This is a genomic window from Limimaricola sp. G21655-S1, from assembly GCF_027213785.1.
GTDB lineage: Bacteria > Pseudomonadota > Alphaproteobacteria > Rhodobacterales > Rhodobacteraceae > Limimaricola.
Genome location: NZ_JAPWGO010000003.1, coordinates 171,772 through 196,473 on the forward strand (window position 1 = coordinate 171,772; position 24,702 = coordinate 196,473).

Annotated in this window: 25 protein-coding genes; 13 read left to right on the forward strand and 12 right to left on the reverse strand. The window is 67.5% G+C overall.

Annotation, left to right across the window (positions count from 1 at the left end; translation table 11 throughout):
* Positions 1-281: 281 nt before the first annotated feature.
* Complete coding sequence (locus tag O4G76_RS05170; RefSeq protein ID WP_269396311.1) at positions 282-1,055, forward strand: 3-hydroxybutyrate dehydrogenase; 774 nt, start codon at positions 282-284, stop codon at positions 1,053-1,055.
* Positions 1,052-2,083: a patatin-like phospholipase family protein gene (locus O4G76_RS05175; protein ID WP_269396312.1), complete on the forward strand. Its 1,032-nt coding sequence runs from the start codon at positions 1,052-1,054 to the stop codon at positions 2,081-2,083. The genes O4G76_RS05170 and O4G76_RS05175 overlap by 4 nt, the downstream gene beginning before the upstream one ends.
* A gap of 12 nt (positions 2,084-2,095) precedes the next feature.
* Here O4G76_RS05175 and O4G76_RS05180 read toward each other — a convergent pair whose 3' ends face one another.
* From O4G76_RS05180 to O4G76_RS05195, 4 genes are all read right to left on the reverse strand, one after another.
* Positions 2,096-2,821 carry a DUF502 domain-containing protein gene (locus O4G76_RS05180; RefSeq protein ID WP_269396313.1) on the reverse strand — a complete coding sequence of 242 codons (726 nt, stop codon included), beginning with the start codon at positions 2,819-2,821 and terminating at the stop codon, positions 2,096-2,098.
* A gap of 85 nt (positions 2,822-2,906) precedes the next feature.
* Positions 2,907-3,821 (reverse strand): pseudouridine-5'-phosphate glycosidase, encoded by a 915-nt coding sequence (locus O4G76_RS05185; protein WP_269396314.1) that lies wholly within the window; start codon positions 3,819-3,821, stop codon positions 2,907-2,909.
* Positions 3,818-4,711 carry a PfkB family carbohydrate kinase gene (locus O4G76_RS05190; RefSeq protein ID WP_269396315.1) on the reverse strand — a complete coding sequence of 298 codons (894 nt, stop codon included), beginning with the start codon at positions 4,709-4,711 and terminating at the stop codon, positions 3,818-3,820. The genes O4G76_RS05185 and O4G76_RS05190 overlap by 4 nt, the downstream gene beginning before the upstream one ends.
* Before the next feature lie 32 nt (positions 4,712-4,743).
* Positions 4,744-5,517: a DUF4198 domain-containing protein gene (locus O4G76_RS05195; protein ID WP_306467199.1), complete on the reverse strand. Its 774-nt coding sequence runs from the start codon at positions 5,515-5,517 to the stop codon at positions 4,744-4,746.
* 16 nt (positions 5,518-5,533) lie between these two features.
* Here O4G76_RS05195 and O4G76_RS05200 point away from each other — a divergent pair, with 16 nt between their 5' ends.
* The gene (locus O4G76_RS05200) at positions 5,534-6,688 is read left to right on the forward strand and encodes a HupE/UreJ family protein (protein WP_269396317.1); all 1,155 of its coding nucleotides are present in this window, start codon (positions 5,534-5,536) and stop codon (positions 6,686-6,688) included.
* Between the two features lie 78 nt (positions 6,689-6,766).
* Here the strand turns inward: O4G76_RS05200 and O4G76_RS05205 are convergent, their stop codons facing one another.
* From O4G76_RS05205 to O4G76_RS05230, 6 genes are all read right to left on the reverse strand, one after another.
* Positions 6,767-8,065: a branched-chain amino acid ABC transporter permease gene (locus tag O4G76_RS05205; protein ID WP_269396318.1), complete on the reverse strand. Its 1,299-nt coding sequence runs from the start codon at positions 8,063-8,065 to the stop codon at positions 6,767-6,769.
* Positions 8,062-9,075, reverse strand: a complete 1,014-nt coding sequence (locus tag O4G76_RS05210; protein WP_269396319.1) for a branched-chain amino acid ABC transporter permease — start codon at positions 9,073-9,075, stop codon at positions 8,062-8,064. Before O4G76_RS05210 ends, O4G76_RS05205 begins: the two co-directional genes overlap by 4 nt.
* A gap of 3 nt (positions 9,076-9,078) precedes the next feature.
* Positions 9,079-9,792, reverse strand: a complete 714-nt coding sequence (locus tag O4G76_RS05215; protein ID WP_269396320.1) for an ABC transporter ATP-binding protein — start codon at positions 9,790-9,792, stop codon at positions 9,079-9,081.
* Positions 9,793-9,831: 39 nt separating this feature from the next.
* Positions 9,832-10,617, reverse strand: a complete 786-nt coding sequence (locus tag O4G76_RS05220; protein WP_269396321.1) for an ABC transporter ATP-binding protein — start codon at positions 10,615-10,617, stop codon at positions 9,832-9,834.
* 99 nt (positions 10,618-10,716) lie between these two features.
* Positions 10,717-11,913 (reverse strand): ABC transporter substrate-binding protein, encoded by a 1,197-nt coding sequence (locus tag O4G76_RS05225; RefSeq protein WP_269396322.1) that lies wholly within the window; start codon positions 11,911-11,913, stop codon positions 10,717-10,719.
* 186 nt (positions 11,914-12,099) lie between these two features.
* Positions 12,100-13,110 (reverse strand): GlxA family transcriptional regulator, encoded by a 1,011-nt coding sequence (locus O4G76_RS05230; RefSeq protein WP_269396323.1) that lies wholly within the window; start codon positions 13,108-13,110, stop codon positions 12,100-12,102.
* Between the two features lie 220 nt (positions 13,111-13,330).
* On the opposite strand from O4G76_RS05230, the gene O4G76_RS05235 reads away from it, so the two are divergent.
* Positions 13,331-14,701 carry a class II 3-deoxy-7-phosphoheptulonate synthase gene (locus O4G76_RS05235; RefSeq protein ID WP_269396324.1) on the forward strand — a complete coding sequence of 457 codons (1,371 nt, stop codon included), beginning with the start codon at positions 13,331-13,333 and terminating at the stop codon, positions 14,699-14,701.
* A gap of 68 nt (positions 14,702-14,769) precedes the next feature.
* On the opposite strand, the gene O4G76_RS05240 is transcribed toward O4G76_RS05235, so the two are convergent.
* The gene (locus O4G76_RS05240; protein WP_269396325.1) at positions 14,770-15,345 is read right to left on the reverse strand and encodes a PAS domain-containing protein; all 576 of its coding nucleotides are present in this window, start codon (positions 15,343-15,345) and stop codon (positions 14,770-14,772) included.
* Between the two features lie 181 nt (positions 15,346-15,526).
* Here O4G76_RS05240 and gmk point away from each other — a divergent pair, with 181 nt between their 5' ends.
* Positions 15,527-16,165 (forward strand): guanylate kinase, encoded by a 639-nt coding sequence (gene gmk, locus O4G76_RS05245; protein ID WP_269396326.1) that lies wholly within the window; start codon positions 15,527-15,529, stop codon positions 16,163-16,165.
* Positions 16,162-16,683, forward strand: a complete 522-nt coding sequence (locus O4G76_RS05250) for a gamma carbonic anhydrase family protein (protein WP_085896601.1) — start codon at positions 16,162-16,164, stop codon at positions 16,681-16,683. Before gmk ends, O4G76_RS05250 begins: the two co-directional genes overlap by 4 nt.
* On the opposite strand, the gene O4G76_RS05255 is transcribed toward O4G76_RS05250, so the two are convergent.
* Complete coding sequence (locus O4G76_RS05255; RefSeq protein ID WP_269396327.1) at positions 16,680-17,003, reverse strand: hypothetical protein; 324 nt, start codon at positions 17,001-17,003, stop codon at positions 16,680-16,682. The two genes, O4G76_RS05250 and O4G76_RS05255, sit on opposite strands and share 4 nt — an antisense overlap.
* A 166-nt stretch (positions 17,004-17,169) precedes the next feature.
* On the opposite strand from O4G76_RS05255, the gene O4G76_RS05260 reads away from it, so the two are divergent.
* From O4G76_RS05260 to phoB, 7 genes are all read left to right on the forward strand, one after another.
* Positions 17,170-18,237, forward strand: a complete 1,068-nt coding sequence (locus tag O4G76_RS05260; protein WP_269396328.1) for an ATP-binding protein — start codon at positions 17,170-17,172, stop codon at positions 18,235-18,237.
* 147 nt (positions 18,238-18,384) lie between these two features.
* Positions 18,385-19,428, forward strand: coding sequence for a substrate-binding domain-containing protein (locus tag O4G76_RS05265; protein WP_269396329.1), 1,044 nt, complete (start codon positions 18,385-18,387; stop codon positions 19,426-19,428).
* Positions 19,429-19,554: 126 nt separating this feature from the next.
* Positions 19,555-21,018, forward strand: coding sequence for a phosphate ABC transporter permease subunit PstC (gene pstC, locus O4G76_RS05270; protein ID WP_269396330.1), 1,464 nt, complete (start codon positions 19,555-19,557; stop codon positions 21,016-21,018).
* Positions 21,015-22,379: a phosphate ABC transporter permease PstA gene (gene pstA, locus O4G76_RS05275; RefSeq protein ID WP_269396331.1), complete on the forward strand. Its 1,365-nt coding sequence runs from the start codon at positions 21,015-21,017 to the stop codon at positions 22,377-22,379. The genes pstC and pstA overlap by 4 nt, the downstream gene beginning before the upstream one ends.
* Before the next feature lie 26 nt (positions 22,380-22,405).
* Entirely contained in the window at positions 22,406-23,200 is a 795-nt protein-coding gene (gene pstB / locus O4G76_RS05280; protein WP_269396332.1) for a phosphate ABC transporter ATP-binding protein PstB, read from the forward strand.
* Positions 23,201-23,213: 13 nt separating this feature from the next.
* The gene (phoU, locus tag O4G76_RS05285; RefSeq protein WP_269396333.1) at positions 23,214-23,927 is read left to right on the forward strand and encodes a phosphate signaling complex protein PhoU; all 714 of its coding nucleotides are present in this window, start codon (positions 23,214-23,216) and stop codon (positions 23,925-23,927) included.
* A gap of 4 nt (positions 23,928-23,931) precedes the next feature.
* Positions 23,932-24,621 carry a phosphate regulon transcriptional regulator PhoB gene (gene phoB, locus O4G76_RS05290; protein WP_269396334.1) on the forward strand — a complete coding sequence of 230 codons (690 nt, stop codon included), beginning with the start codon at positions 23,932-23,934 and terminating at the stop codon, positions 24,619-24,621.
* The last annotated feature ends 81 nt before the right edge of the window (positions 24,622-24,702 follow it).

Below are 24,702 nucleotides of genomic sequence, written 5' to 3' on the forward strand. Positions count from 1 at the left end.
ATCTTTATCAAACTTTTAGCTTGGAGGAGCGCGGGGAAAGGCTTATAAGAGAGTCACTGCTCGATAGGTTTCTTGCCTGTATGAAACCTGCCTCATAACTCAGCGCCCGCCTCGTGCGGGCGTTTTTTTTGCCCTAGCATCGGGCGTATGCGGGGATGAGTGCGCAACGGGCGGTACCTTGCAAGATCGTTTTTATCAAGGCTTTATCATCGATTACCCCTCGCTTTTCCGAGGCATCGCTGCACAATCCGGGCCAGACGCCAGAAGCGAGGACAAGCATCATGCAGCTCAAGGGCAAGACCGCGATCGTCACGGGATCGAATTCGGGAATCGGGCTGGGAATCGCCCGGGAGCTAGCACGCGCCGGCGCCGACGTGGTTCTCAACTCCTTCACCGACCGCGATGAGGACCATGCGCTCGCGCAAGAAATCGCCGATGCTCACGGCGTGGGTGCCCGCTACATCGCCGCCGACCTCTCGGATGGCGACGCCGCGCGGGGGCTGATCGAGACCGCCGGGCGCTGCGATATCCTCGTCAACAACGCCGGTATCCAACACGTCGCGCCGATCGACGAGTTCCCCGCTGCCAAGTGGGAGGCGATCATCGCGATCAACCTTACCTCGGCATTCCATACCACCGCCGCCGCATTGCCGATGATGCGCGAGGCGGGATGGGGCCGGGTGATCAACATCGCCAGCGCCCATGGACTCACCGCATCGCCCTACAAGGGCGCTTACGTCGCCGCCAAGCACGGCATCGTCGGCTTCACAAAGGTCACCGCGCTCGAGACCGCGCGCGAACCGATCACTGCCAACGCGATCTGCCCGGGCTACGTGCTGACGCCGCTGGTCGAGGCGCAGATCCCCGACACCATGCAGAAATACGGCATGGACCGCGAGGAGGTGATCGAGAAGGTCATGCTGGAACGCCAGCCCTCCAAGGAGTTCGCCACGACCGAGCAACTCGGCGGGACGGCGGTGTTCCTGTGTTCGGACGCCGCGGCGCAGATCACCGGCACCACCATCAGCGTCGATGGTGGCTGGACCGCGCTGTGATCCGGATCAGCCTCGCGCTGCAGGGCGGAGGCGCGCATGGCGCCTTCACCTGGGGTGCGCTGGACCGGCTGCTCTGCGAGGAGGATGTCGAGATCGCCGGGATCTCGGGCACCTCCGCCGGGGCGATGAACGCGGTGGCGCTCAAGGCCGGCCTGGTGCGGGGCGGTCGCGAGGGCGCGCGGGAGAACCTCGCCTGGTTCTGGGGTCGCGTCGGGGCCGTCACGGATGCGCGTTGGTCCGACTGGATCTCGGCGCTGGCGCCGACGGCCCCGGCGCTGGCCCGCGCGATCGAATGGTCGCCGGCCTTCCGCGCCATGGAGGCCGCGACGAAGCTGCTCTCGCCCTATGCCTACGGGCCGATGCTGCGCAATCCGCTGGAGCGCATCCTCGAGGAGATCCATTTCGAGCATGTGCGCGACGCCGCCGGGCCGCGGATCTTCGTCGGCGCCACCAATGTTCGTTCGGGCAAGATCCGCGTGTTCTCGGGGCCGGAGTTGTCGGCAAAGGCCGTGCTGGCCTCGGCCTGCCTGCCGACGCTGTTCCGCGCGGTCGAGATGGACGATCCGGTCACCGGCCGGCGCGAGGCATATTGGGATGGTGGATACACCGGTAACCCCGCGCTTTTTCCGTTGTTCGATAAGGGCTTGCCGGACGATCTTCTGATCGTGAACATCAATCCGCTCTACCGCGAGGACCTGCCGGATGACAGCCTCGCGATCCAGAACCGGATCAATGAGATCAGCTTCAACTCGTCGCTTCTGCGCGAACTGCGCGCCATCGATTTCGTGCGTCGCCTGATCGCGACCGACCGGCTGCCGGAGGGCAGCATGAAGCGGGTGCTGGTGCACATGGTCGGTGACGATGCGCTGATGAACGATCTCAACACCGCGACCAAGACGATCCCGGCACCGGTGATCCTTGCCCGGCTGCGCGCCGCGGGCGAGGCGGCGATGGATAGGTTCCTCGCCGCACACAAGGCGGATATCGGCAAGCGTGAGACGGTCGATCTGCGGGCGATGTTCAGCTGAGGGCGGCGCGCCTCAGCGGCCCGTGCCGGTCAGGAGCGTCGGCTGTTCCCCAAGATCCTTGGGGTGGCCGCGATCGGTCGGCGTGACGAGGCCCGCCGAGATCACCAGCTTGGCCGCGTCCTCGACCGTCATGTCGAGCACGATCACGTCGGCGCGCGGCAGGAACAGCAGGAAGCCCGAGGTCGGGTTCGGCGTGGTCGGCAGGAACACCGTGACGATGTCGCCATCGGTGGGCAGCTTGCGCGCCACCTCGCCCTTGGCGGTGGTCGAGATGAAGGCCAGCGCCCAGAGCCCCTTGCGCGGATACTCGATCAGGCAGGCCTGGTCGAAGCTGGTCTCGGTCTGGGCGAACACCGTCTCGGCGATCTGCTTGAGCCCCGAATAGACCGAGCGCACCACTGGCATCCGACCGACCAGGCTTTCGCCCATGCGGATCAGGCTGCGCCCGACGAAGCCCTTGGCCAGCGCGCCGACCAGAAAGGTGAAGAGGATGAAGAAGATGACGCCGACGCCGCGCAGGTTGATGCCGATATACTGCTCGGGGTTGAAGCGGTCGGGCACGAAGGGCAGCACCCAGCCGTCGATCCAGCCGACCACGGCCCAGATCAGCCAGACGGTCAGGCCGATCGGCGCGATGACGACGACGCCGGCGATGAAGTTGTTGCGCAGGATGCCGATCAGGCGACGGCGCCGCGGCGGTTCGTTCGGATTGGGCGGCAGGATCGGCGGGCGTGTCACGGGGGGCTCGTCCTAATAGCGCGGGGCTGCTGCCTATCTAGGCTCCCGCGCGGGTCCCGGCAATGGGGCACGCGCGGGCCGGGGCTCAACCCCGTCGCTTGCCCAGCGCCACGGCGATCGCCGTGCCAAGCCGCGCATTGTTGAGCACCAGCGCGATGTTCGCCTCGAGCGAACGGCCGTCGGTCAACTCGAAGATCCGGCCCAGCAGGAACGGCGTCACCGCCTTGGCGGCGATGCCTTGCGCCTCGGCCTCCGACAGGGCCTGCTCGATCACCGGACGCAGTTCTTCGGCCGGAATTTCTGCCTCCGACGGGATCGGGTTGGCGACCAGCTGGCCGCCCTCTAGCCCCATCGCGGCGCGCATCCGGGCGGCGTCGGCAATCTCGGCGGCGCTGTCCATCCTGAGCGGGGCCGGCATCTCGGAGGTCGCGGACCAGAAGGCCGGCAGCACGTCCTGCCCATAGGCGATCACCGGCACGCCGAGCGTTTCCAGCACCTCGAAGGTCTTGGGCAGGTCGAGGATCGCCTTGGCGCCCGCCGCCACCACTGTCACCGGGGTTTTGGCCAGCTCGTGCAGATCGGCCGAGATGTCGAAGCTGTCCTCGGCGCCGCGATGCACGCCGCCGATGCCACCCGTCGCGAAGACCTCGATGCCTGCGAGCCGCGCCGCGATCATCGTCGCGGCCACCGTGGTCGCGCCGTCGCCGCCGCGCGCGAGGCAGGCCGCGAAATCGGCGCGCGACAGCTTGGCCACGTCCCGCGCCTGTCCCAGCCGGTCGAGCTGCTCGTCGGTCAGGCCGACATGCAGGCGACCACCCAGCACCGCGATGGTGGCGGGTACGGCACCATGGGCCCGGATCTCGGCCTCGACCCGGCGCGCCGTTTCGACGTTTTGCGGAAACGGCATGCCATGGGTGATGATCGTGCTTTCGAGCGCGACGAGCGGGCGGTCCTCGGCGCGCGCATCGGCAACCTCGGGCGAATATTGGATATCGATCACAACGGGTTGTCTCCGGATACGTAGGTGGCGGCGGCGGTCAGCGCACGCGCGAGCGCCGCCTCGGGGGCCATGCCCTCGGCCTCGGACGCGATATGCGCCGCCATGAAGGTATCGCCCGCGCCGGTGACGCGGGTGACGAGCACCTCGGGCGGGGCTTGGGTGAAGATGGCTTCGGCCGTGGCCACGGTCGCGGCGCGCCCGCCATCGGTGACGAGGGCGCGATGCGCGCCACGCGCGACCAGCGCGCGGGCCGCGGCCTCGGAGGTCTCGAATGGCTCGTGGCACAGGAGCCCGGCCTCCTCGAGATTGACGTAGAGCGTCGCCGTCGGGTGACCCATCAGCGCCAGCAGCCGCTCGGCCTTGCCGGGGCTGGCCGGGGCCACGCGCAGATCGGCGCGGGCGAAGAGCGGCGACCGGGCGATCTGCGCCAGCAGGTCGGTGGTCAGGTTGCCATCGAGCGCCACCAGACCGGTCCATGGCGCCTCGGTCGAGCCCAGTCGCCCGTCCGCCAGCGGGCGCAGGATCTTGTCACCCGCCTGTTCGAGCGAATGCGCGTCGGCGATGGCGGCGATCAGGCCGTTGGCGCCCTCGATCGCCATGTAGATGTCGGTGGGCAGGTCGTCGGAGCGGTAGAGGTGATCCACCTTCATGCCCATGCGCGCCGCCTCGGCGGCCAGCTCGTCGCCCTCGGCATCGCGGCCCAGCGCGCTCAGAAGCGACGGGCGCAGCCCGAAGCGCACCAGCGTCATCGCGATGTTCATGGCGACGCCGCCGGGGAGCCGGTGGATGCGGCCGGGGACGTCGGAGCCCACGCGCATGTGGCTCGCGGTGCGGCCGATCACGTCCCATAGCACGGAGCCGATGCACAGGATGTCAGGTGTCTTGTTCATGGGCTCCGGTCTGCCGCAGCCCCGCGCCCCGGTCAATCGGGGATGGCGAAGGTCAGCGCCGCCCAGAGGCTTTCCCAGACGGCACCCGTGGTGACCGCCATGGCGTTGTCGGGTTCGCGCAGCACCACCGCGTTGACGAGGTAGTCGTGCCCCGGCACGACCGGAAGCCGTACCACGCCCTCCGCATCGGTGCGGTGCAGCGTCAGCTCGACCTCGCCATCGGCATCGCGGGCGAAGAGTTCGACCTGCGCATCGGCGCGGGGCGCGTCATCATAGAAGAGCTGGACCCGCAGCCCCTGCGAGGGGTCGTCGGTATAGGGGTTGTCCAGCGCCACCAGCTCGGTCGCGAGGCCGAGACGGCTATCCGCACCTGCCGCCGCGCCGACGCCGAACAGGGCCTTGGAGTAGCGCGTGAAGACCTCCTTGAAGCCAATCTCTGGCAGGCCCCGTGCGGCGTGATCGTCCGCGACCGACCCGAGATCCTTGTGCGCGACGAAGCGCTCGAACACCGCCCGATCGTCATATGTCACGATGCTCGGCTTGGAGACGTAGGATGCGACCAGCAGCCCTTCCTCGGGGGCGGACATGTCGAGCGCGGGGCGGGCACCGAGCCGCCCCTCGACCGGGCGCGTCTCGCCGTTCATGTGCAGCTCGAAGCTTTCGAAGCGCTGCGGCAGGTAGGCGTAACGAATGCCCTCGAAGAGGTCGCCGTTGACAAGCTCGGCCCTGACCATATCGTCCGCCGCGATCTGCCATTCGAGCGGTTCGATCCAGAATTCATGCGCCGCGACAGGCGTGGACAGCAAGAAAAGGCAGGCAGTTATGACGCGCATTCGACGGCTCCCGGTATTCGAGGGCAGGGTGATCCTTGGCCTCGTCTTGTCAAGCATCGCGATGTTCTGGGCGGCCTTGGCGACGGCGCATGAGGTGCTGCCCGCCATCGCCGACATGGAGCGGCGCGGCGATCGGCTCGACTTCGTGGTCGAGACGCCGCTCGAGGGGTTCGTCGCCGGGATCCACCTCGGCGAAGTGGCCGACACCGACGCCGCCCCCGAGGTCGAGGCCGAAAGCTATGACGCGTTGCGCGCGCTCGATCCCGAGGAGATGGAGGCGCGGTTCCGCGCCTTCTGGCCCGAGATGGCCGCAGGGATCGAGATCCTTGTCGACGGGGCCCGCGTCGCGCCCGAGTTGGAGGCGGTCGAGGTGCCCGCGCCTGGCGACGTGTCGCTGCCGCGCCCGGCGCTGCTGCGCTTTTCCGCGCCGCTGGCGGCGGAAGCGCAGACGGTCCAGATTGGATGGGATGCGGCTTATGGCACGCTGGTGCTGCGCCAGCAGGGGGTCGAGGCGCCCTATGACGGTTACCTGGAAGGCGGCGCGCTGTCCGATCCGATCCGCCTGTCGGGCGGCGATCAGGCCAGCGGCTGGCAGTATTTCCTTCGTTACATCCCGGTCGGCTTCGACCACATCCTGCCCAAGGGGCTCGATCATATCCTCTTCGTGCTGGGGCTGTTCTTCCTCGCGGCGCGGCTCAAGCCGTTGCTGTGGCAGGTCTCGGCCTTCACGCTGGCGCATACGGTGACGCTGGCGCTCGCGGCTCTGGGCTATGTCTCGGTGCCCGCCGCGATCGTCGAGCCGCTGATCGCCGCCTCGATCGCCTTCGTGGCGTTGGAGAACATCTTCTTCCCGCGCCTCGGCCTCTGGCGGCCGATCGTCGTCTTCGGCTTCGGACTGCTGCACGGTCTTGGCTTCGCGAGCGTTCTGGGCGAATTCGGCCTGCCCGCGGGCTCCTTCGTCCCGGCGCTGATCGGCTTCAACATCGGCGTCGAGCTGGGACAGCTCACCGTGATCGCCATCGCCTTCCTCGTGGTCGGGCTGGCCTGGAAGCGCGAATGGTACCGCCAGGTCGTCGCCATACCGGCCTCGGCGGCGATCGCCCTGATCGGCGCATACTGGGTGGTCGAGCGGACGATGCTCTGATCCCGGCGGCCAGCGCATGAAAAAGGGCGGCGACCATATCCGGTCGCCGCCCTTTCTCGTTCTTGCGAACCGCGCCTCTTAGCGCTCCGGCATCAGGCCCTTGGGGCTGAAGCGCAGCACCGCCAGCAAGATGATCCCCATGGTCATCAGCCGCATCTGCGCCGCCGAATCCGTGAGATGCGCCCGGAGCCAGCTGTCCGGCGACATGCCCGAGGTGATCAGCTCCATCGCCCAGAGGCCGAGCGGTTCGACCATCACCCAGAGCCACCAGATCAGGAAGCCGCCCAGCACCGCCCCGTAATTGTTGCCCGAACCGCCGACGATCACCATCACCCAGACGAGGAAGGTGAAGCGCAGCGGCTGGTAGGAGCCGGGGGTGAGCTGGCCGTCCAGCGTGGTCATCATCGCGCCGGCGATGCCGCAGACGGCCGAGCCGAGGATGAAGACCTGCAGATGCCGCGCGGTGACGTTCTTGCCCATGGCGGCGGCAGCGACCTCGTTGTCGCGGATCGCGCGCATCATCCGGCCCCAAGGCGAAGCCAGCGCCCGCTGAGCGAGGAACAGGATCGCGATCAGGACCACGGCGAAGAGGCCGGAATAGAGGATCTTGACCCAGAGCGTCGAGGCGGTGACCGGGTCGAGCCCGTAGCCCGCGGCGGCCTCGACGAAGCCCGGATCGCGCTGCAGATCGACTTCGTAGGGCACGGGCCGGGGCAGGCCGACCACGTTCTTGACGCCGCGCGACAGCCAGTCCTCGTTCTTGAGGACCGCGATCACGATCTCGGCGATACCCAGCGTCGCGATGGCGAGATAGTCCGAACGCAGGCCCAAGGCCGCCTTGCCGATGATCCAGGCGGCACCGGCGGCCAGAAGACCACCCACCGGCCAGGCGATGATGATCGGCAGGCCAAGCCCCCCCAGATAGCCCGAGAGCGAGGGGTTGATCGCCTCGATCGCGTTCACCGCCGGATCGAGCGACGCGCGGAACAGGAAGAAGCCGCCGATCAGCAGCGCCAGCATCACCAGCGCGCGCATCCGCCCGCCGATCTTGCGTTTCCAGACCTGCACGGCCGCGACGAGGATCGCGGCGCCCAGCGCCAGCGCGCCCAGAAGCCGCAGCCCGCCGGCGTTCCAGCCCTCGGCCACGGGCGGCATCGACACCAGCACCGCCGCGAGGCCGCCGAGCGCCACGAAGCCCATGACGCCGACATTGAACAGCCCGGCAAAGCCCCATTGCAGGTTCACGCCGAGCGACATGATCGCCGAGATCAGCCCCATGTTGAGGATCGTCAGCGCCAGGTTCCAGCCCTGAACGAAGCCGGTCAGGACGATCAGCAGCGCCATCCCGGCGTAGAGAAGATAGCCACGCGCGGTCATACGGACTGTCCCTTGAAGAGGCCGGTGGGCTTGAACAGCAGCACGATGATCAGGATCGCGAAGCTCACGGCGAATTTGTAGTCGGTGGAGAGAAGCTGCACGAGGCTGGAAGGCTCGAGGTTCTCAGGCAGCAGGTATTCCAGCACCTTCTTCCAGGCGTAGGTGACCAGCACCTCGGAGAAGGCGATCACGAAGCCTCCCGCGATCGCGCCCAGCGGGTTGCCGAGGCCGCCAACGATGGCGGCGGCGAAGATCGGCAGCAGCAGCTGGAAATAGGTGAAGGCCTTGAACGACTTGTCGAGACCGTAGAGGACACCTGCCGTGGTCGCGAGCGCCGCGACGATCAGCCAGGTGACGGCGACGACGCGCTCGGGGTTGATGCCCGACAGCAGCGCCAGATCCTCGTTGTCCGAGAACGCCCGCATCGATTTGCCGGTGCGGGTCTTGTTGAGGAACCAGAACAGCAGCGCCACGGCGATCGCCGCCGTGATCAGCGTGATCAGCGTGGTCGAGCGGATCGCGAGGCCCTCGTCGAGGCCGGTCATCTCCCGGAACTGACGCGCGTTGATCACGAAGCGGGCGCCGTCGGCGAAGTTGACGTCGCCGACGCCGATGATGAAGCGCACGAGGCCGTTCATCACGAACATCACGCCGATCGAGACGATCACCAGCACCACCGGCGCGGCCTTCTGCTTGCGATAGAAGCGATAGACCGCGCGGTCGGTGCCCAGAAGCAGCAGCCCGGTGATGGCGATGCCGACGGGCAGCGCGATCAGCGCGGTCGGCAGGAAGCCGAAGCTGATGCCCATCGATTGCAGACCCCAGGTGACGAGGATCGTCGCCATCGTGCCGAAGGCCATGGTGTCGCCATGGGCGAAGTTGGAAAACCGCAGGATGCCGTAGATCAGCGTCACGCCGAGGGCGCCGAGCGCCAGCTGCGCGCCATAGGCGGCGCCGGGGATCAGCACGAAGTTCGAGAGCGCGACGATGGCGTTGAGGATATCGGTCATGTCTCAGCCCCCCAGGAAGGTGCGGCGCACCTCGTCATCGGCCATCAGCTCGGCCCCGGTGCCGGTATAGGCGTTGCACCCCTGCACCAGCACGTAGCCGGTATCGGCGATCTCGAGCGCCTGACGGGCGTTCTGCTCGACCATCAGGATGGTGATCCCGGCGCGGGCGACCTCGATGATCCGGTCGAACAGCTCGTCCATGACGATGGGCGACACGCCCGCCGTCGGCTCGTCGAGCATCAGCACCGAGGGCTGGGTCATCAGCGCCCGGCCCACCGCGACCTGCTGGCGCTGGCCGCCGGACAGCTCGCCCGCCGCCTGCCGGCGCTTGTCGCGCAGGATCGGGAACAGGTCGTAGACCTGCTCGATGGTCGGGCGGATGTCATCGCGGCGCAGGAAGGCGCCCATCTCGAGGTTCTCCTCGACCGTCATCGACGGGAAGATGTTCGAGGTCTGCGGCACGAAGGCCATGCCCTTGGCGACGCGGTCCTGCGGGCTCAGATGGGTGATGTCCTCGCCGCCGATGCGCACGGAGCCCGAACGCAGGTTCAGCATGCCGAACACGGCCTTCATCGCGGTCGATTTGCCGGCGCCGTTGGGGCCGACGATCACCGCGATCTGGCCCTTGTCGACCGAGAGCGTGCAGCCATGCAGGATGTCGGCGCCGCGCCCGTAGCCGCCGGTCATCGCCTCGCCGATCAGATGCGGCTCAGCCATGGCGCGTCACCATTGTGTATATACGCAAATTTCGTCCCCTCATGCCGTCTCCCCGACGGTCTTGTTCTTGAGCCCGGTGCCGAGATAGGCCTCGATCACCGCCTCGTTCTTCATGATGCTGTCGGCCGAGCCCTGGGCCAGCACCTTGCCCTCGGCCATGACGATCACCGGGTCGCAGAGGCGGCCGATGAAATCCATGTCGTGCTCGATCACGCAGAAGGTATAGCCGCGCTCCTTGTTGAGCCGGATGATCGCGTCGCCGATGGTGTTCAGAAGCGTCCGGTTCACGCCCGCGCCGACCTCGTCGAGGAACACGATCTTGGCGTCGACCATCATCGTGCGGCCCAGCTCCAAGAGCTTTTTCTGGCCGCCCGAGAGGTTGCCCGCACGCTCGTCCGCAAGATGCGAAATCGTCAGGAATTCAAGGACCTCATCGGCCTTCTTCGCAAGCTCCCGCTCCTGGGTGGCGATCTTGCCGCGACCGAACCACGCGTTCCACAGCGTCTCGCCATGCTGGCCCTCGGGGACCATCATCAGGTTCTCGCGCACCGTCATCGAGGAGAACTCGTGCGCGATCTGGAAGGTGCGCAGCAGCCCCTTGTGGAACAGCGCGTGCGGCGGCAGGCCGGTGATGTCCTCGCCATCCATGGTGACGCGGCCCGATGTCGGTGGAAGTCTGCCCGCTATCACGTTGAACAGCGTGGTCTTTCCGGCGCCGTTGGGGCCGATGAGCCCGGTGATCGAGCCGGTCTCGATCTTGAGGCTCGCCCCATCAACAGCATGAAAACCGCCAAAGTGGCGGTGAAGGTTCTCGACGGTGATCATTGGTCCCCGATCAGCCCGGTTTCCCTTGTTTTCAGGGGTCTGGGCCATGTTATTGTTACGGGATGCGCCGCGCGCCTGGAGGCGCGCGGCGCGATGGGCTCAGCGGAAGCCGACGGTCTCGATCGCGCCGTCGCGGATCTCGATCTCCTTGAAGGTGCCGGCGCTTTCGCCCGGTTCGATCAGCTCGACGGCGGTCGCGCCGACATAGTCGATCTCCTCGCCGGCCTCGATCAGCTCCAGCGCCTTGGCCAGTTCGCCCGGCAGGATCTGCTCGCCCGGGGCGTTGGCGATGTCCATGATCTCGCCCGCGTAATCGGCGGCCGAGGTCGAGCCGGCCTTGGCCATGGCGAGGATCATCAGCGCCGCGGCGTCGTAGCTTTCGCCGGTATAGATGCCGGTCGGGTTGATGCCCGCCTCGGTCGCCATCTCCTGGAAGATGGCCGAGCCTTCGCTGTCGGAGCCCGGCAGCTGGCCGAACGAGCCGGTGAGGCCGTCGCCGAGATCGTCGACGATCTGCTGACCGATCATGCCGTCGGGCAGCACGAAGGTGTCGAAGGCGCCACTGTCGAGCGAGGCCTGGATGATGCCCTTGCCGCCCTGGTCGGTGTAGCCCGCGACGACGAGCACTTCGCCACCTGCGGAGGCGAGCGAGGCGACCTCGGCCGAGTAGTCGGCCTTGCCATCCTCATGCGCGGCCGAGATGGTCACCGTGCCGCCAGCGGCTTCGAAGGCCTTCTGGAAGCTGTCGGCGAGACCCTTGCCGTAATCGTTGTTGGTGTAGGTCAGCGCGACCTCGGAGATGCCGCGATCCATGATCACCTGGGACATGATCTCGCCCTGGCGCGCGTCGGAGGGCGCGGTGCGGAAGAACATGCCGTCATCCTCGGCCTCGCTGAGCGCGGGCGAGGTGGCGGAGGGCGAGATCATCACCACGCCGTTGGCGCGGGCGACGTTCTGCAGGATCGCGCCGGTGACGCCCGAGCAGTCCGCGCCCATGATGCCGGCGACGCCGTCGGTGGTGACAAGACGCTCGGCCGCGGCGGTGGCGGCGGCGCTGTCGATGCAGGTGCTGTCGGCGCGCACGGCCTCGATCTGGGTGCCATCCATGAAGGCGCCGGATTCATTGACTTCGTTGATCGCGAGCTCGGCGCCGCCCGCCATGTCGGGGGTGATCGACTCGAGCGGCCCGGTGAAGCCCAGGATGATGCCGATCTTGACCGGACCCATGTGGCTTTCGGCCATGGCGGTGCCCGCGACGAGCGCGGTCGCGGCGGAAGCCAGCAGCAGTTTCTTCATCTTCGTCTCCCTGACGATTGATTATTATGAAGGCAGGCTAGACCCCGCTCATGCGAAAAGAAAGTGGTTGCGCAAACTTGCCGTAGCGCCAAGGACGCGCCGTTCCGGGCTGCGATATGCTTGCCACGGCCCGACTCCCGCTGTGCGAGAAACCGCGTCCTGTGCTGCGCTTTGCGGTGGCGGAACTCAGCTTGCCGCGGGCCGCGCGCCGTGGCTGCCGCGCTCGCGATAGGGCGTGGTCTGGTAATGCGCGCGGTAGCATTTCGAGAAATGCGAGGGGCTGGCGAAGCCGCAGGCCAGCGCCACGTTGATCACGCTCATGTCCGTCTGCATCAGCAGGTTGCGGGCCCGGCTCAGGCGCAACTCCATATAGTAACGCTTGGGGCTGCGGTTCAGGTAGCGGCGGAACAGCCGCTCCAGCTGCCGCGTCGACATGCCCGCCCGCTCGGCGAGGATCGCGGGGCTCACCGGGTCCTCGATCGCCTTCTCCATCGCCTGGATCACCTGGGCGAGCTTGGGGTGGCGCACGCCGATCCGGGTCGGCGTCGAGAGGCGCTGCGTGTCCTGATCGGTGCGGATCGCGGTATAGATCAGCTGGTCGGCCACCGCGTTGGCGAGGTCCTCGCCGTGATGATCGGCGATCAGCTTGAGCATCAGGTCGATCGAGGCGGTGCCGCCGGCGGTGGTGATGCGGTTGCCGTCGATCACGAAGACCGACCGGGTCAGCGTCACCTCCTCGAACTCCTCGGCAAAGCTGTCCTGGTTCTCCCAGTGGATCGTGGCGCGCTTGCCGTCGAGCAGCCCGGCCTTGGCCAGCGTGTAGCCCGCCGTGCACAGCCCGCCCATCACCGCGCCGCGCCGCGCCTCGCGCCGCAGCCAGTTCAACATCCGCTTGGTGCTGGCCGCCTGCACGTCGATGCCGCCGCAGACCATGACCATGTCGTCACGTGTCAGCTCGTCGAGATCCATGTCCAGCTTGAACACCGTGCCGTTGGAGCAGGTGGCGGTCTCGCCGCCATCGCCGGCCAGAACCCAGCTGTAGATCTCGCGACCGGCCATGCGGTTGGCGATCCTGAGCGCTTCCACGGCGCAGGCAAAACAGAGCATGGTGAAATTCGGCAGCAGCACGAAGACGAAGCGCCGGGTCCGGATCTGGTCACCGGAGGGCAGGGGGATTGTCTGGATTTCGACTGTCATGGCGCGCCTGCGAAGCCCGCGGCGCCGTGCCGCGTTCGTTTTGAACGAAACAGGTTTGCTCGTCCGCATCAAGAGGCGCGGTCCGGTCGCGTGAGAGGCGTGTTCCAAGTCATGGATGGGCCAAGGACATGCCGCAAAGCGGCATTTCGCGTTGGCCCTGCGCGTCATGCGCGCTATAGAGGCCGCCGAGATCCCCGAAGCCTCCATGGGAGCGAAGACCATGACCGAGTGGAAAAAGGCCGATTGGCGCGCCAAGCCGCGGGTGCAGATGCCCGATTATACCGACGCGGAGCGTCTCTCCGCCGTCGAGGCGCGTCTTGCCTCCTATCCGCCGCTGGTCTTTGCGGGCGAAGCGCGCCGCCTCAAGTCCAAGCTGGCTGCCGCCGGGCGCGGCGAAGCTTTCCTGCTGCAGGGCGGTGATTGCGCCGAGAGCTTCGCGGCGTTCAACGCCGACCATATCCGCGACACCTTCAAGGTGATGCTCCAGATGGCCGTGGTGCTGACCTTCGGCGCCAAGGTCGAGGTGGTGAAGGTCGGCCGCATGGCCGGCCAGTTCGCCAAGCCGCGCTCCGCGCCGACCGAGACGGTGAACGGCGTCGAGCTGCCCTCCTACCGCGGCGACATCATCAACGGCTTCGATTTCACCCCCGAGGCCCGGATCCCCGAGCCCGAGCGGATGCTGCAGGCCTACACGCAGGCCGCCGGCACGCTGAACCTGCTGCGCGCCTTCTCGACCGGCGGCTATGCCGACGTGCACAAGGTCCACGCCTGGACGCTCGGTTTCATCGGCGCGCCCGAGGCCGAGAAGTACCGCGACATGGCCAACCGCATCACCGACGCGCTCGACTTCATGGAGGCCGCCGGTATCCGTGACGAGGCCGCGCATGCGCTGCAGACGGTGGAGTTCTTCACCAGCCACGAGGCGTTGCTGCTGGAATACGAGGAGGCGCTGACCCGCGTCGACTCCACCTCCGGCAAGTGGCTCGCGGGGTCGGGCCACATGATCTGGATCGGCGACCGCACCCGCCAGCCCGACGGCGCGCATGTCGAGTTCGCGAGCGGCGTGCAGAACCCGATCGGCCTGAAATGCGGCCCCTCGATGACCACCGGTCACCTCAAGGCGCTGATGGCCAAGCTGAACCCGCGCAACGAGGAAGGGCGGCTGACGCTGATCGCGCGCTTCGGCGCGGGCAACGTGGCCGAGCATCTGCCGCGGCTGATCAAGGCGGTGCAGGAAGAGGGCGCCAAGGTGACCTGGTCCTGCGACCCGATGCATGGCAACACGATCAAATCCTCCTCGGGCTACAAGACCCGGCCCTTCGAGAGCGTCCTGCGCGAAGTGCGCGAGTTCTTCGGCGTGCACAACGCCGAAGGCACGATCCCCGGCGGCGTGCATTTCGAGATGACCGGCGCCGACGTGACCGAGTGCACCGGCGGCGTCCGCGCCGTCACCGACGAGGATCTCTCGGATCGCTACCACACCGCCTGCGACCCCCGCCTCAACGCCTCGCAGTCGCTGGAACTGGCCTTCCTCGTGGCCGAGGAGCTGTCGGCGCGGCGCGCCGGGATGCAGACCGCCGCCGCGGTCTGACGTCACCTGCCCGAGTTCGGAAAAGGGGAGCCTCAGGCTCCCCTTTTTCTTGGCCGAATGCCGGTGTTTCAGCGGTCGGGACCGCAGGTCTCGTTCGATACGACGAGCCGCAGATGCGCTCGCGTATCGCGCGTTTGCTGTGGCGGCGCCCCGATCCGCGCCGGCCCGGCAAGACCGAAGCGACGCGGCCGCCCGGGCGGCAGGTCATGCAGCAGCGCCCCGATCATCTGTGGCGCGGCGCCGAGCCTGTGCCGCAGGGGCAGCAGCGTCAGCCCGCCGATCGGGCCGGACCCGCCTCCGGCCAGCAATGGCACCCGGCAGGGGTGCAGTTCCTCGAAGCACCGCTCCAGCAGCGCCGCGAGCCGCACGTGATCGGCGCGTCGGAACAGGCGCGATAGCGGCAGGCCGCGCGCCTCGGTGCCGACGACCTCGCACAGCGCCCGTCCAGCCACCCGCAGCCGGGCCTGTCCCGGCGCGATCCGGTCGAGCACGAAGGCACTGGGAAGCGCCGCGCCGATGCGGTCCGGGTCGATCTCGTCGCGCGATGGCGGCAGGCCGCGAAGCGCGAGGCCGCGCCAGTAGCCCTCCAGCTGCGCCAACCGCGCCGCCGCGTCATCGCCGGTCGGGACTGTCTCGTCACGCATTTCCATCCGAGTCCTCCACGATTTCGCCTCGTTTCCGCCATGATCTTACGGCGCGGCGGTCCGTTCGGCGCTTAATATCGGGTAAACTGATTAACGCGTGCCGGGGCCGCTCTTGCCCAGCGGGCGCGATCCGCCTAGTCCCGACGGACCGGAGCGGCACATCACGGGAGCAGCGGACACCATGCAAAGGCGCGGCCTACTCATCATCCTTTCCTCGCCCTCCGGCGCCGGGAAGTCGACGCTGGCGCGGCGGCTGCGCGACTGGGACCCGACGCTGGGCTTTTCGGTCTCGGCCACGACCCGCGCGCCGCGTCCCGGCGAAACCGACGGCGTCGATTACCACTTCGTCACCGAGGAGCGGTTCAAGCATCTGGTGGCCGAGGGCGAGATGCTCGAGCACGCACGCGTCTTCGAGAACTATTATGGCAGCCCGCGCGGCCCGGTGGCCGAGGCGACCGAGGCCGGACGCGACGTGCTGTTCGACGTCGACTGGCAGGGCGCGCAGCAGATCTCGAACAGCCGCATGGCCGATCAGGTGCTGTCGATCTTCATCCTGCCGCCCTCGATCGCCGAACTGCACCGCCGCCTCGTCGGCCGGGCGCAGGACAGCGCCGAGGTGATCGAGCGGCGCATGCTCAAGAGCTGGGACGAGATCAGCCATTGGGACGGCTACGACTACGTGCTGGTCAATGACGACCTTGACGCGACCGAGGCGCGGCTCAAGATCATCATCGAGGCGGAGCGCCTGCGCCGCAGCCAGCAGCCCTGGCTGCTCGACCATGTCCGGTCGCTGCAGGCCGAGTTCGAGGAGAGATCATGACCCTGTATTCGCTCGACGGCGAGGCCCCCGAAATCGACGCGACCGCATGGGTCGCCCCCGGCGCGCATGTGATCGGCCGGGTGACGCTGGCCCCCGGCAGCTCGGTCTGGTTCGGCACCACGATCCGCGGCGATAACGAACGCATCACACTGGGCGAGAACACCAACGTGCAGGAGAACTGCGTGCTGCACACCGACATGGGCTTTCCGCTCGAGATCGGCGCGGGCGTCACGGTGGGCCACAAGGCGATGCTGCACGGCTGCACGATCGGCGAGAACTCCTTGATCGGCATGGGCGCGACCGTGCTCAACGGCGCGAAGATCGGCCGCGACTGCCTGATCGGCGCTGGCGCGCTGATCACCGAGGGCAAGGAGATCCCCGATGGCAGCCTGGTGATGGGTGCGCCGGGCAAGGTGATCCGGCAGCTCGATGCGGACGCGATCGAGAAGCTGCGGCAATCGGCGCTGAACTACCGCGACAACGCCGCGCGCTTCCGTGACGGGCTCGCGGCGCTCTAGATCCGTCCAGCGCCGGGCTGCGGCGCGCAGCTCAGCCGCACCTCGAGTTCCGGCACCGCCGCGGCGATCTCGTCTCGTACCATCGCGGGATCGGGCAGGGCGCCGGCGATGATCCGGTAGCTGCCGCGATAGCCCAGCTCCACGAGGCGCCAGGCCACTTCGAGCGCGTCGAAACCCGGGCCGCTCAGCGCCGAAAGCACGATGCCCGGAGACATTTTCCTGAGGATATCGGAATCCAGCATTTCGAAGCCGCAGCGGGTGGCCGGACTTCCGGCTCCGCCGATCGGTCGCGTGCCGGTGCCGCCGGTGATCAGGAGCATCGCAAGGTCCTGATCGTTCGGTCTGGCGGTGATTTCGAGCATCGAGCAATTCCGGAATTCGGGGAGGGCGTTGCACCCGTGGCGCGGTGTCGCAGCCCCGCATACTGCGGTGCGGCGGGAAATGAAACGGGAAATTGGCTTTTCGTACAGGTTGGGACTGTGCCGGATGGCGATCGCGCGCTACGACCGCGATATGAACACCTCCTTGCTCGAATCTTTTGCAGGCGCCCTGCCGATCCCCGTGCTGCTCATCGACCCGAGCGAGCGGATCGCAGCGGCGAACCCGCCCGCGCTGCGGCTCTTCGGCGCCGCTCAGGTCGGTCGGCACTACATCACCGCGCTGCGTCAGCCCGCCGTGCTCGACGTGGTCGAGGCCTGCCTGCGCGACGGGGTGACGGGGCAGGCGCGCTATCTGGGCCGCGAGGGCAGCCGCGACACCAGCTGGACCGTGACGGCGGGGGCGGTGGCGCTGCCGCACGGGCGCGGCGCGGTTCTGAGCTTCGAGGATATCACCGCCGTCGAGGCGGCCGAAGCGATGCGCCGCGATTTCGTCGCCAATGTCAGCCACGAGCTGCGCACGCCGATCACCGCGCTCTCGGGCTTCATCGAGACGCTGCGGGGCGCCGCGCGCGACGATCCGGCGGCGCGCGAGCGGTTTTTGTCGATCATGGAGCGCGAGGCCGGGCGCATGTCGCAACTGGTGGCCGACCTGCTGTCGCTCGGCCGGGTCGAGCAGGAGGAGCGACAGCGCCCCACCGGAACCGTCGATCTCTCGGCGCTGGTCGCGCAGGTGGCGGCGCTTCTGGAACCGGTCGCGGCGCGCGATCGCGTGCGCATCCGTCTGGAACTGCCCGAGGCGCCGGTCGCCGTGCCGGGCGACGAGGAACAGCTCAGACAGGTGCTGAGCAACCTCGTCGGCAACGCCATCAAGTATGGCGGCGCCGATCGTGACGTGACGCTGTCGCTGGGCGCGCCGGCGCAACACCGGGAACTGCGCGGGCCCGGCGTGCGGCTGAGCGTCACCGACCAGGGCGAGGGCATCGCCCCCCATCATATCCCGCGTCTGACCGAGCGCTTCTACCGCGTCGACTCGCACCGTTCGCGCGCGGTCGGTGGCACTGGTCTGGGCCTCGCCATCGTCAAGCATATCGTGAATCGTCATCGCGGCAGGCTCAGGATCGAGAGCGCGCCGGGGCAGGGCAGCAGCTTCACCGTGATCCTTCCGGCGTCCTGACCCCTTGCCGCATGGTCATCCGAGCTAGATCGCCGGGTGTCATGAAAGTTTTACACAACTGTCACAAAACCGAGTTCCCGGGGCCCTAGTTGGGCCGCAACGGAGCGCCGGTAGGGGCTCCGGGGGAATGAATAACAGGAGCGATCCATGTCCTTCGTCAAGCTGACCGCCTCGAGCGCGGCCCTCATTGCCGCCACCGCCGGCTTCGCCACGGCCCAGAGCCGCGACAATGTGCAGGTCGCCGGCTCCTCGACCGTGCTGCCCTATGCCTCGATCGTGGCCGAGGCCTTTGGCGAGAACTTCGACTTCCCGACCCCGGTGGTGGAATCGGGCGGCTCCTCGGCCGGCCTCGCGCGCTTCTGCGAGGGCGTGGGCGAGAACACCATCGACATCGCCAACGCGTCCCGCGCGATCCGTGAGGGCGAGGTCGAGAGCTGCGCCGCCAATGGCGTGAACGAGATCATCGAGGTGCGGATCGGCTATGACGGCATCGTCTTCGCCTCCGACATCGACGGCGAGACCTTCGCCTTCACCCCGGCCGACTGGTATCAGGCGCTGGCCGCCGAGATCCCGCAGGACGGCGCCATGGTCGCCAACCCGAACGCCTCCTGGGCCGACGTGAATGCCGAGCTGCCGGATCAGGAGATCCTGGCCTTCATCCCGGGCACCAAGCACGGCACCCGCGAGGTGTTCGAGGAGAAGGTGCTGCTCGCGGGCTGCGAGGAGACCGGCGCCTACGAGCAGATCCTCGAGATCAATGGCGGCGACGAGGATGCGGCCGAGGCGGCCTGCATGGAGACCCGCACCGACGGCGTGTCCGTGGACATCGACGGCGACTACACCGAGACCCTGGCCCGCATCGAGGCCAACCCGCAGGGCATCGGCGTCTTCGGCCTGTCCTTCTACGAGAACAACACCGACAGCCTGCAGGTCGCGACTATGTCCGGCGTCGAGCCCTCGACCGAGACCATCGCCAGCGGTGAATACCCGGTGTCGCGCCCGCTCTACTTCTACATCAAGAAGGCGCATCTGGGCGTGATCCCCGGCCTGCAGGAATTCGCCGAGTTCTTCGTCGCCGACGAGATCGCCGGCCCCGACGGCCCGCTCTCGGCCTACGGTCTCGTCGCCGATCCCGAGCTTGCCGCGACGCAAGAGGCCGTCGCCAACGGCACCACCATGGACGCGATGTAACCCAGACGTTATCGGAACGGGGCGGCGTCAGCGCCGCCCCCACCGGCGCCTCCGGGTGCAAGACAGACAGACACCGCCCGGCCCGACGCGACCCCGCTTCGGGCCTCGACAATTGAAGGCCCTGCCATGACCCCGTCCTGGATCGCCCTGATCGTTCTGGCCATCGCCGCCGCCGGCTTCGTGCTGGCCCGCGCAAGGGCGCAGGCGGCGGCACGCCGCGAGGCGCGCAGGCTCCATTCCCTTCCGAATTACTATGGCTGGACCGCGGCGATCTATGCCGCCGGTCCCGCGCTGCTGCTGCTCGCCATCTGGCTCGTGGCCCAACCCATCGCCACCCGCAGCCTGACCTGGCCGGTGCTCGCCGCCGAGGCGGGCGAGAACGCCGTGCCGTCGCTGATGATGGCCGATGTGCAGCGCCTCGCCTCCGGGCTCGACGCGGCGGTCGCGACCGGGCGCCTGAGCGCCGATGAGGCGCGCGCCCTGCCGCCCGAGGAACTGCGCGCCGCCATGGCCGCCCAGGGCGTGGCGCTCGGCTCCGAGGTGACGCCGGCCACCCGCGACGCTGCGCTGCGCTGGCGCCGCCTGTCGGGCACCGGCGACCTCATGCGTGGCATCGTGGTGATCGGTCTCGCCTTGGCGGGGGCGGCCTGGGGCGTGTCCCGGGCCAGGCCCGATTTCCGCGCCCGCAACGCGGTCGAACAGGCGATGCGCGGCGTGCTGGTCTCGGCCGCGCTGCTCGCGATCCTGACCACGGTCGGCATCGTGCTGGCGCTGATCTTCAACACCATCGAGTTCTTCCGCCTCTACCCGGCGGCCGAGTTCTTCTTCGGCACCACCTGGAGCCCGAGCTTCGGCGGCGGCTCCGAGCTGGGCATCCTGCCGCTGCTCTGGGGCACGCTCTACATCTCGATCATCGCGCTGCTGGTGGCGGTGCCGATCGGTCTTTTCGCCGCCATCTACCTTGCCGAATACGCGCATCGCAACGTGCGGTCCTGGGCCAAGCCGATGCTGGAGATGCTCGCCGGCATCCCGACCATCGTCTACGGCCTGTTCGCATTGCTGACCGTCGGCCCGCTGCTGGTCGAGGCCTTCGGGCGCGGCGGCTATCTGGGCCTGGGCTGGATGCAGGGCGGCACGGCGGTGATGACCGCCGGTCTGGTGATGGGCATCATGCTCATTCCCTTCGTCTCCTCTCTCTCGGACGACATCATCAACGCCGTGCCGCAAAGCCTGCGTGACGGCAGCCTCGGCCTCGGGGCGACCCGCTCCGAGACGATCCGTCAGGTGGTGCTGCCCGCAGCGCTGCCGGGCATCGTCGGCGCGGTGCTGCTGGCAGCATCCCGCGCCATCGGCGAGACGATGATCGTGGTGCTCGGGGCAGGGGCTGCGGCCCGGCTGTCGATGAACCCGTTCGATGCGATGACCACGGTGACCGCCAAGATCGTGAGCCAGCTCACCGGCGACGCCGATTTCTCCTCGCCCGAGGCGCTGGTCGCCTTCGCCCTCGGCATGACCCTCTTCGTGATCACGCTGGCGCTGAACGTCGTCGCGCTGTGGATCGTGCGCCGCTACAGGGAGCAATACGAATGACCGATATCCCGCAACCCGGCGCGACCCCGGTCGAACGTCCCGCGCCCAAGGGCGACTCGCTGCTCGTCACGGATGCGCGCACGAAGCGGCGCAACCGCGCCGAGCGCCGCTTCAAGGCCTACGGCATCGCGGCACTCGGTGTCGGCATGGCGTTCCTCGTGGCACTGCTCTGGGCGATCCTGTCGAACGGACTGACCGCGTTCACCCAGAGCTACGTACAGCTCGACGTGCCGCTGCTCGAGGAAAAGCTCGACAAGGACGGCGACCGCGATCCGGCCAAGATCGCCAAGGTATCGACATTCGGCTATGCGCCGCTGATCGAGGCGGGGCTGGTGGATCTGGTCGAGAAGACCCGGGTCGAAACCGAGCTCGCGCCCAAGGCGTTGACCAAGATCCTGTCGTCCTCGGCGGCCGCGCAGCTGCGCGACCGGGTGCTCGCCAACCCGGATCTGATCGGCCAAACTGTCTCGGTCGAGCTTCTCGCGTCGAGCCGCGTCGATGGCTATCTCAAGGGCCGCGTCAGCCGCGCCAGCCTCGCGCGCGACAAGAACCTCGACGCCGAGCATCTCGACCTGATCGATGCATGGCGCGATGCGGGGCTGGTCGAAAAGCGCTTCAACTGGGATTTCATCACCGGGGCCGACGCCTCGGATTCGCGTCCAGAGCAGGCGGGCATCGGCGTCGCGATGCTGGGCTCGCTGTTCATGATGCTGGTGGTGCTGATCTTGTCGCTGCCGATCGGCGTCGCGGCCTCGATCTATCTCGAGGAATTCGCGCCGCAGAACCGGCTCACCGACATGATCGAGGTTAACATCTCGAACCTCGCCGCCGTCCCGTCGATCGTCTTCGGCATCCTCGGCCTCGCGGTGTTCATCCAGTTCATGCATTTGCCGCAATCGGCGCCGCTGGTCGGCGGTCTGGTGCTGACGCTGATGACGCTGCCCACCATCATTATCTCCACCCGCGCGGCCCTCAAGGCCGTGCCGCCCTCGATCCGCAACGCGGCGCTCGGCGTCGGCGCGTCGAAGATGCAGGCGGTGACGCATCACGTGCTGCCGCTGGCGATGCCCGGCATTCTCACCGGCACCATCCTCGGCCTCGCGCAGGCCTTGGGCGAAACCGCGCCGCTCTTGCTGATCGGCATGGTGGGTTACATCGCGACCAACTATCCCGACGGCGTGGCCGAGGGCTTTCTTGCCCCGAACTCGGCGATGCCGGCGCAGATCTATGAATGGGCCAAGCGGGCCGATCCGGCCTTCTACGAGCGCGCCTGGGGCGGCATCATCGTGCTGCTGGTGTTCCTCTTGGCCATGAATCTCATCGCGGTGCTCCTGCGCCGCCGCTTCGAGCGGCGCTGGTGAGCGCTCAAAGGGCAGGGGGCCCGGACATGAACGACATGCGAACCATGGACAACACCGTGTTGAACGAGACCAAGATCACCGCGCGCGACGTGCACGTGCATTACGGCACCACCCACGCGATCAAGGGCGTCGACGTGGACATCGCCGACCGCACCGTCACCGCCTTCATCGGGCCGTCGGGCTGCGGCAAGTCGACCTTCCTGCGCTGCCTGAACCGGATGAACGACACGATCCCCGGCGCCGTGGTCACCGGCGAGATCAAGATCGACGAAGCCGACATCTACGACCCGCGCGTCGACCCGGTGCAGCTCCGCGCCAAGGTCGGCATGGTGTTCCAGAAGCCGAACCCGTTTCCGAAATCGATCTACGACAACGTAGCCTACGGCCCCAAGATCCACGGGCTCGCGAAAAACAAGGCCGAACTCGACGAGATCGTCGAGAAGGCGCTGCGCCGCGGTGCGATCTGGGACGAGGTCAAGGACCGGCTGCACGCGCCCGGAACCGGGCTCTCCGGCGGCCAGCAGCAGCGTCTCTGCATCGCCCGCGCCGTGGCGACCGAACCCGAGATCCTGCTGATGGACGAGCCGTGCTCGGCGCTCGACCCGATCGCCACCGCGCAGGTCGAGGAGCTGATCGACGAGTTGCGCCAGAACTTCTCGGTGGTGATCGTCACTCACTCGATGCAGCAGGCCGCGCGAGTGAGCCAGCGCACCGCCTTCTTCCATCTGGGCAACCTCGTCGAATACGGCGAGACCGGCAAGATTTTCACCAACCCCGAGGACAGCCGCACCGAGAGCTACATCTCGGGCCGGATCGGGTAAGGGAGCTAGGACCATGCAGGAAAAGCAGCACATCGCCTCGGCCTTCGACCGCGATCTCGAATCGATCCAGGCGCTGATCCTGAAGATGGGCGGCCTCGTCGAGGCGGCGATCATCGACGGCGCCCAGAGCCTCGCCGACCGCGACATCGAGAACGCCGAGCGGGTCCGGCGCGGCGACAAGGCGATCGACGCGCTCGAGGAGCAGCTCAACGAGGAGGCCGCCCGCGTCATCGCGATCCGCGCCCCGGTGAGCCGCGATCTGCGGGTGATCCTGTCGGTGCTGCGGCTGGCCGCCAGCCTCGAGCGGATCGGCGACTATGCCAAGAACATGGCCAAGCGCACGAGCGTTCTGGCCGAGCTGAGCCCGATCGAGGGCTCCGACGCCGCGCTCAAGCGGATGGCCCGCGAAGTGCAGAACATGCTCAAGGACACGCTCGACGCCTTCGTCAACCGCGACGCGGCGCAGGCGCATGAGGTGCTGCTGCGCGACCAGGACGTGGACCAGATGTACAACGCGCTGTTCCGCGAGTTCCTGACCCACATGATGGAGGATCCGCGCGCCATCACCGCCTGCATGCACCTGCATTTCATCGCCAAGAACATCGAGCGGATGGGCGATCTGGTCACCAACATGGCCGAGCAGGTGATCTATCTTATCACCGGCCAGATGCCCGACGAGGATCGTCCGAAGGGCGACAACACCTCCTACGTGGCGAGCCCGGAGTGAAAGAATGCGCCAGGTGCAGCCCCATGTCCTGATCGTCGAGGACGAGCCATCGCAGCGCGCGGTTCTGAGCTACAACCTTGAATCCGAAGGGTTTCGCATCTCAGAGGCCGAGGATGGCGATGCGGCGCTCCTGATGGTCTCCGAGGAGGTTCCGGACCTGATCGTGCTCGACTGGATGCTGCCCGGCGTCACCGGCATCGAGATCTGCCGGCGGATCAAGTCACGGCCCGAAACCCGCGACGTGCCGATCATCATGCTCTCGGCGCGCTCCGAAGAGGTCGACCGGGTACGCGGGCTCGAAACCGGCGCCGATGATTATGTCGTGAAGCCGTATTCGGTGACCGAGTTGATGGCGCGGGTGAAGGGCCAGCTGCGCCGGTCGCGACCGGCGGGCGTGGGCGAGACGCTGAGCTACGAGGACATCACCCTCGACGCCGAAACGCACCGGGTGCATCGCGACGGCAACCTCCTGAAGCTGGGTCCGACCGAGTTCCGGCTGCTCGCGACCTTCATGGAAAAACCGGGACGGGTCTGGAGCCGCGAGCAGCTTCTCGATCGCGTCTGGGGTCGGGACGTCTATGTCGACACCCGAACCGTCGACGTGCATATTGGCCGACTGCGCAAGGTGCTCTGTGCCCATGGCGGAGACGATCCGCTGCGCACGGTGCGCGGTGCCGGTTACGCGCTTGGATGATCTGACCGAAAGGGAAGCCGCATATCATGGCTTCCCACATCCCATAACGATTAACTCATAATGAAGATTATGTAATTTACT

Bases quoted from the DNA above. Each gene is read 5' to 3' on its own strand.
- O4G76_RS05220 (WP_269396321.1), bottom strand. From the start codon at position 10,617: ATGATCACCGTCGAGAACCTTCACCGCCACTTTGGCGGTTTTCATGCT.
- O4G76_RS05190 (WP_269396315.1), bottom strand. From the start codon at position 4,711: ATGAACAAGACACCTGACATCCTGTGCATCGGCTCCGTGCTATGGGAC.
- O4G76_RS05200 (WP_269396317.1), top strand. From the start codon at position 5,534: ATGACGCGCATTCGACGGCTCCCGGTATTCGAGGGCAGGGTGATCCTT.
- O4G76_RS05230 (WP_269396323.1), bottom strand. From the start codon at position 13,110: ATGACAGTCGAAATCCAGACAATCCCCCTGCCCTCCGGTGACCAGATC.
- pstC (WP_269396330.1), top strand. From the start codon at position 19,555: ATGACCCCGTCCTGGATCGCCCTGATCGTTCTGGCCATCGCCGCCGCC.
- O4G76_RS05255 (WP_269396327.1), bottom strand. From the start codon at position 17,003: ATGCTCCTGATCACCGGCGGCACCGGCACGCGACCGATCGGCGGAGCC.
- phoU (WP_269396333.1), top strand. From the start codon at position 23,214: ATGCAGGAAAAGCAGCACATCGCCTCGGCCTTCGACCGCGATCTCGAA.
- pstA (WP_269396331.1), top strand. From the start codon at position 21,015: ATGACCGATATCCCGCAACCCGGCGCGACCCCGGTCGAACGTCCCGCG.
- O4G76_RS05205 (WP_269396318.1), bottom strand. From the start codon at position 8,065: ATGACCGCGCGTGGCTATCTTCTCTACGCCGGGATGGCGCTGCTGATC.
- gmk (WP_269396326.1), top strand. From the start codon at position 15,527: ATGCAAAGGCGCGGCCTACTCATCATCCTTTCCTCGCCCTCCGGCGCC.
- O4G76_RS05225 (WP_269396322.1), bottom strand. From the start codon at position 11,913: ATGAAGAAACTGCTGCTGGCTTCCGCCGCGACCGCGCTCGTCGCGGGC.
- O4G76_RS05235 (WP_269396324.1), top strand. From the start codon at position 13,331: ATGACCGAGTGGAAAAAGGCCGATTGGCGCGCCAAGCCGCGGGTGCAG.
- pstB (WP_269396332.1), top strand. From the start codon at position 22,406: ATGAACGACATGCGAACCATGGACAACACCGTGTTGAACGAGACCAAG.
- O4G76_RS05170 (WP_269396311.1), top strand. From the start codon at position 282: ATGCAGCTCAAGGGCAAGACCGCGATCGTCACGGGATCGAATTCGGGA.
- O4G76_RS05250 (WP_085896601.1), top strand. From the start codon at position 16,162: ATGACCCTGTATTCGCTCGACGGCGAGGCCCCCGAAATCGACGCGACC.
- O4G76_RS05215 (WP_269396320.1), bottom strand. From the start codon at position 9,792: ATGGCTGAGCCGCATCTGATCGGCGAGGCGATGACCGGCGGCTACGGG.
- O4G76_RS05210 (WP_269396319.1), bottom strand. From the start codon at position 9,075: ATGACCGATATCCTCAACGCCATCGTCGCGCTCTCGAACTTCGTGCTG.
- phoB (WP_269396334.1), top strand. From the start codon at position 23,932: ATGCGCCAGGTGCAGCCCCATGTCCTGATCGTCGAGGACGAGCCATCG.
- O4G76_RS05265 (WP_269396329.1), top strand. From the start codon at position 18,385: ATGTCCTTCGTCAAGCTGACCGCCTCGAGCGCGGCCCTCATTGCCGCC.
- O4G76_RS05240 (WP_269396325.1), bottom strand. From the start codon at position 15,345: ATGCGTGACGAGACAGTCCCGACCGGCGATGACGCGGCGGCGCGGTTG.
- O4G76_RS05260 (WP_269396328.1), top strand. From the start codon at position 17,170: ATGGCGATCGCGCGCTACGACCGCGATATGAACACCTCCTTGCTCGAA.